Source organism: Actinophytocola sp. (assembly GCF_050699915.1).
Lineage (GTDB): Bacteria > Actinomycetota > Actinomycetes > Mycobacteriales > Pseudonocardiaceae > Actinophytocola.
The window spans coordinates 1-5571 of the sequence record NZ_JBOHGA010000317.1 but is presented as its reverse complement, the minus strand read 5'-3'; the positions used below and the strand labels follow the sequence as shown (position 1 = coordinate 5571).

Annotated in this window: 6 protein-coding genes; 4 read left to right on the top strand and 2 right to left on the bottom strand. The window is 72.3% G+C overall.

What is annotated here, in order from left to right:
* The coding region (locus ACRDSK_RS31355) for an SbcC/MukB-like Walker B domain-containing protein (RefSeq protein WP_431445012.1) at positions 1–1606 on the top strand (1606 nt) is incomplete at its 5' end.
* Here ACRDSK_RS31355 and ACRDSK_RS31350 read toward each other — a convergent pair.
* Positions 1603–2469, bottom strand: coding sequence for a TrmO family methyltransferase domain-containing protein (locus ACRDSK_RS31350; RefSeq protein WP_431445011.1), 867 nt, complete (start codon positions 2467–2469; stop codon positions 1603–1605). The genes ACRDSK_RS31355 and ACRDSK_RS31350 overlap by 4 nt on opposite strands.
* Before the next feature lie 121 nt (positions 2470–2590).
* On the opposite strand from ACRDSK_RS31350, the gene ACRDSK_RS31345 reads away from it, so the two are divergent.
* The gene (locus ACRDSK_RS31345; protein ID WP_431445010.1) at positions 2591–2938 is read left to right on the top strand and encodes a hypothetical protein; all 348 of its coding nucleotides are present in this window, start codon (positions 2591–2593) and stop codon (positions 2936–2938) included.
* Positions 2939–2956: 18 nt separating this feature from the next.
* Here ACRDSK_RS31345 and ACRDSK_RS31340 read toward each other — a convergent pair whose 3' ends face one another.
* Positions 2957–3418: a hypothetical protein gene (locus ACRDSK_RS31340; RefSeq protein WP_431445009.1), complete on the bottom strand. Its 462-nt coding sequence runs from the start codon at positions 3416–3418 to the stop codon at positions 2957–2959.
* Between the two features lie 395 nt (positions 3419–3813).
* On the opposite strand from ACRDSK_RS31340, the gene ACRDSK_RS31335 reads away from it, so the two are divergent.
* The gene (locus ACRDSK_RS31335) at positions 3814–4746 is read left to right on the top strand and encodes a sulfite exporter TauE/SafE family protein (RefSeq protein ID WP_431445008.1); all 933 of its coding nucleotides are present in this window, start codon (positions 3814–3816) and stop codon (positions 4744–4746) included.
* 446 nt (positions 4747–5192) lie between these two features.
* The coding region (locus ACRDSK_RS31330) for an AMP-binding protein (RefSeq protein WP_431445007.1) at positions 5193–5571 on the top strand (379 nt) is incomplete at its 3' end.

The window sequence follows — 5571 nt, the reverse complement described above, 5'->3', positions numbered from 1 at the left end:
GGCGATCGCCGGCCGCGAGGCGCACACCGCGGCCGCCGGCCGGCACCGCTCCCGGCAGGACGCGCTGATCGCCGACGCCCGCGCGGCCGGACTGGACGCGTCCGCCGACTCGCTGCAGCGGGCCAGGGCCTCCGCGCTGGACGCGCGGTCCGCGGCCGAGTCGCTCGTCACCGCCCTGACCCGGCGCTGCGCGGGCTCGGTCGACACCCTCGCGAAGGCCGTGGCGCACCACCGGAAGGCCGCCGACGAGCTGGCCGAGGTTTCCGCCGGCGCCGAGCGCGCGTGCCTGGACTTCACGAACGAGTCGGCCGGGTACGCCGAGCGGGTGCGCTCGATCGGCGGCGCGGCCGAGCAGCTCGAACGCGACCTCGCGGCGGCCGAGGAGGAGCGAGCCGGGTTGCGGCAGCGGCTGCCCGGCGCGCGGCAGCAGGCGACCGGCGCTCGGGTGTCGGCCGGCAAGACGCAGACGCAGCTCGACACCCGCGAGGCGCGGCTCGGGGAGCTGGCGGAGAAGGAGACCTTTGCACGGCAACGGTTCGCCGAGGCGCTGGGTGCGGACGGCGTGTGGTCGGCGGCCGTCTCCGCCGACGACACGCCGAAGCCGGACGACCTCGACGAGGCGTACGCGGCGCTGACCGCGTCGTCGCGAGACACGGTCAACGAGGACGCGGTGCTGGGTGACCTGCAGGCGCTGCAGGCCGCGCTGGCCGGCAGCCACGACATCGTGGCGCAGCGGTCGGCGGCGGACATCCTCACGGTGACCGTGACCGGCGCGCACGGCCCGCGGCCGGTGGCGGTCGCGGCGCGCGAGGTGGCCGAACGCCTTGCCACGCAACGGGAGCTGCTCTCTGAGGAGTACCAGCAGATCTTCGACGCGTTCATGCTGCGCGACCTGGCCGACAAGCTCGCCGCGCAGATCGCGGTCGCCGACGACCTGTGCCGGCGGATGAACGACACGCTCGACGTGGCGCGCTCGAGCCAGGGCGTGCACGTCCAGCTGGAGTGGCAGCCGGCGCCCGATCTCGACGAGGACATGCGCTCGGCGCTCACGCTCATCCGCACCCCGTTCGCCAAGCGGGGCGAGGGCCAGGACGAGCGGCTGCGCACCGCGCTGACCGACCGGATCACCACCGAGCGCGACGGCCATTCCGGCGACTACGCCGAGGTGCTCGGCCGGGCGCTGGACTACCGGTCCTGGTACCGGTTCACGGTGCGGGTGCGCGACGACGGGCCGGACGGGGCGCCACGCACGCGGCGGATGCGCCAGCTGTCGTCCGGCGAGACACGGCTGATCTCGTACGTGACGCTGTTCGCCGCGGCGTCGGCCTTCTACGACGCGGTCTCGACCGGCGCGGAGCGCCCGCCGGCGCGGCTGGTGCTGCTGGACGAGGCGTTCGAGCGCCTGGACGAGCCGACGATCGCGCGGATGCTCGGGCTGCTGGTGGACCTGGACATGGACTGGATCATCACCTGGCCCAGCGGCTGGGGGCTGTCGGAGAAGATCCCGCGCATGCACATCTACGACGTGCTGCGCCCCAAGGGCGGCCGAGGAATCGCGTGCACGCACGCGATCTGGAGCGGCAACGCACTCACCGAGGAACGCTAGCGTTCCGGTCCGAGCACCGGCTTGAGGTCGAGCACCGGGGTGCCGTCGAGCGCCTCGAGGTCGCTCACTCGCACCCGCGGGCCGTCGACCGCGAGGACGCGCACCCGATGCAGGCCGATCGGGTTCGGCCGGTCCGGGGAGCGGGTGGAGAAGACGCCGGTCGGCGGGCGGGCCAGGTCATCGCGCGGGCGGGTGACCAGCACACTCCGGTCGGCGCGGTCGAGCCACGTGAGCACGAGCAGCTCGTCGCCGACGACGAGGTCGGCCAGCCCGACGGCGACCTCGGAATCGAACACCAGCCAGGCGTCCGGCGCGCCCTCGTCCCCCTGCCGGGGCGCCGCGGTCCGGTCGACGAGAGACGAGGAAACCCGGCCGATCTCCCGCAGGGGCATCTCCATGTCCGCCCGGCGAGCCGCGGTCTCGCGCGGGTCGGTCAGCGTCGTGACGGAGTCCGTCGGGTGGTCGGTGTGGTGCTCGACGGTGTAGAAGCGCACCTCGTGGCCGTCCGGGTCGTGCAGCATCGGCAGGATCCAGCCGGCCGATGCCGGGTGCACGCCCGCGTGCTCCTCGCCGAGCGCGGTGAGCCGAGCGGCGAGCGTCTCGATCGCGGGCCGGTCCGGCACGCCGATCGCGAAGTAGTCGAAGCCGGCGGCCGCCGCAGCGCGGTCGGAGTCCAGCCGCAGGGCCAGCTCCGGGCCGCCGTTCGGATGCCGGAGCCCGACGCCCATCAGCTTGCCGTCCTCGACGAACTCCAGCTGCGGCTCGTAGCCGAGGCGGCTCACGTACCAGGCTCGGGAGCGCTCGAGATCGGACACGGGCAGCTTGAGGTGATGCACACCGGCCAGCCGCGGCGCGTCGGTCATGGGGTCCCGCCCTTCGTCCGAACACTCACTGCGACCGTCAATCTATACGCCGCGTAACAACGCTCCGCGCGACGACGACCCTGCAAGAAACCCTGCTCGGCACGCAGGCGGGAGGTGGCGCATGCCGGAGATGTTCCAGATGGACCGCGTCGACCGCATCGCCGACATCCTCTACGGCGTCGCCGCCGGCGGGGGCACCATCACCTACCGGCGGCTCGCCTTCCGGGTCGGCACGCGGCCGGACTTCCTCTCCCATCCGCTCGAGCAGGTCTCCCGGCGCGCCGCCGACCGCGGCGAGCCGATGTGGAGCGCGCTGGTCGTCTCGTCGGACACCGGCCGGCCCAACTCCGGCTTCTACGCCATGGCGCGGCGCCTGCGCCCGGAGTACCGCGCGCAGGGCGATTCCGAGATGTGGGACGACGAGCGCACCCGCTGCTACGCGGCCGTGGCGGCGGTCAGGTCCGCCTGAACGGGGCAACCGCCCAGGTCAGAAGCCGATGAGGCCGCCGGCGAGCGTGGCGGCGAGCACAGCCGCGGCGAGCAGGGCCATCCACACCCGGACCACCAGCAGGCGCGCCGTCGCCGGTGGCGCGGCGTCCTCGCGGCGCTCACGCAGGTGTTGCCGGTCCATCTGCCGGAGCATGACCGGATAGGTGCTCACCCAGATCACCAGCACCACGAATCCGGCGATCAGCAGGCCGTCGCCGGAAACTCCGCGATGCTGCCCGAGAAAAGCGCTGAACATGAGCGACGAACCGATCGCCGCACCGAGCAGACCCGAGGAAACTCCGGCGAGCCCGCGCTCCCGCACGAGTACCACGACGAGCAGCGGGATGCCGACCACGAACGACCCGAACACCGGGTCCTCGATGAGCAGAACCACCGCGAGGAGCGCGGTCGAGACCCAGAACAGCGCTGAGCCCAGCAGCCGCGGCCATGTGTCGTCCAATTCCGACAAGAATGCCGACCGAAATCGGCGTACAGGCACGGTCATGAGTGGTGCCACCCCCAGCGGGCGGAGAATTCTCCGGGCTCCAGAATTCCCGCGAACCCGGCCTAACAATTCACATTACGCAGCGTACGCAAGGTCTGCTACCCAGCGCTATGTTGACTACTTGACTTTGTTGGTTGACGAAATTCCAGTGGTTATTCACACACCTTGTGCGCATCCCGGCGCCGGACCTATCGGGTAACCGAACGTGAGCTGTTAGCGTCTGAACGCCGGTTGCGCAAGGTGGCCCGGCCAACTTCCCACGGGATGTTCCGGAATCTGGACCCGTTTGGCGATGCCACGGTCCGATCCGGAGGATGCACTGAGATCCGACCGACGGAATGGATGGCGACATGCGACAGCTGGTCCTACTGGCCCTGGTGGGCTTAGGAGCCCAACTCGTCGACGGCAGCCTCGGCATGGCCTACGGCGTGACGTCCACCACCCTGCTCCTGGCGATCGGCACCCACCCCGCCGCCGCCTCCGCGACGGTGCACCTCGCGGAGATCGGCACGACGCTCGCCTCGGGCCTCGCCCACTGGAAGTTCGGCAACGTCGACTGGAAGGTCGTCGCGAAGATCGGCGTCCCCGGCGCGGTCGGCGCCTTCGCCGGCGCCACGTTCCTGTCGAGCCTCTCGACCGAGACCGCCGAGCCCGTGATGTCGACCCTGCTGCTGGTCCTCGGCGTCTACATCCTGGCCCGCTTCACCATGCTCGGCCTGCCCCGGCACAACCTGGGCAAGCCGCTGCGCAAGCGCTTCCTCGGCCCGCTCGGCCTGGTCGCCGGCTTCGTCGACTCGACGGGTGGCGGCGGCTGGGGCCCGGTCGGCACGCCGGCCATCCTCGCGAGCGGCCGCCTCGAGCCGCGCAAGACGATCGGCTCGATCGACACGAGCGAGTTCCTCGTCGCGGTCGCCGCGAGCCTCGGCTTCCTGATCGGCATCGGCTCGCAGGGCATCAACTTCGGCTGGGTCCTCGCCCTGTTGGTCGGCGGCGTCATCGCGGCCCCGATCGCGGCGTGGCTCGTCCGGCACATCCCGCCGCGCGTGCTCGGCTCGGCGGTCGGCGGCATCATCATCCTGACCAACATCCGCACGCTGCTGAAGAGCGACTGGGTCGACGCGAGCGACGCCGTCCGCTGGCCGGTCTACATCGCCATCTACGTCATCTGGGCGGCCGCGCTGGTCTACTCGATCCGCCAGTACCGCGCCCACCGCGCGGAGGAGCAGCGGATCGTCGAGGAGGCCGGTGACAAGACCGGCGAGAGCGAGACCGCGAGCACCTGACCGGTATCCGTAGCCAGCGACCGCGGCCGCCCTGGAGCACCACTCCGGGCGGCCGCGGCGTATCGCGGGACGGTGCTCGCGCGGTTGCGCGAGCATTCCCCACGCACCGGCCGGCACACTGGGCTCGTCGTACGCCGGCCCACGGGAACGCGCCACGCGAGCCGGCCGCCTACCGCCGCTGGAGCGGCCGGCGCTGGCCCGTTCCCGCGGATATCGTCACACCGCGCGACTCTCGTACTTCTGACCGCCCCCTAACGGAGGACATCCGAGCAGGTGACGGCGTGGCCAAGCCCACGCGGCCGACTGAGGCGGGAAGGGTCACGGCGGGGTAAACTCGCAGGTCGGCCGAACGCGCGGGGGCGCTCGGCCCCCGCTGCGAACCGCGAACGGCGCAGCTCCCACGACTAGGAGGATCAGTTGCGCCTGCGCTCCCCCGGTGACGTTCGATGACCGCTGCCCTCGAGGCACCGGCGGCCGCTCGCTTCACCACCGGTTCCGCGGCGCCGCCGCGCACCCTGGTCGACGTGCTGGCCGAGACGGCCGCCCGCCACCCGCTGGCGCCGGCGCTGGACGACGGGACCGGCGTCCTCACCTACGCCGAGCTCCTCGAGCAGGTCGACGAGCTGCGCCAGAAGCTCGCCGGGAACGGCGTCGGCATCGGCGACCGGGTCGGCGTGCGGGTCCCGTCCGGCACCGCCGGCCTCTACGTGTCGATCCTCGGCGTGCTCGCGGCCGGCGCGGCCTACGTGCCGGTCGACGCCGACGACCCGGACGAGCGGGCCGAGCTGGTGTTCGGCGAGGCCGGCGTGTGCGCGGTGCTGGGCG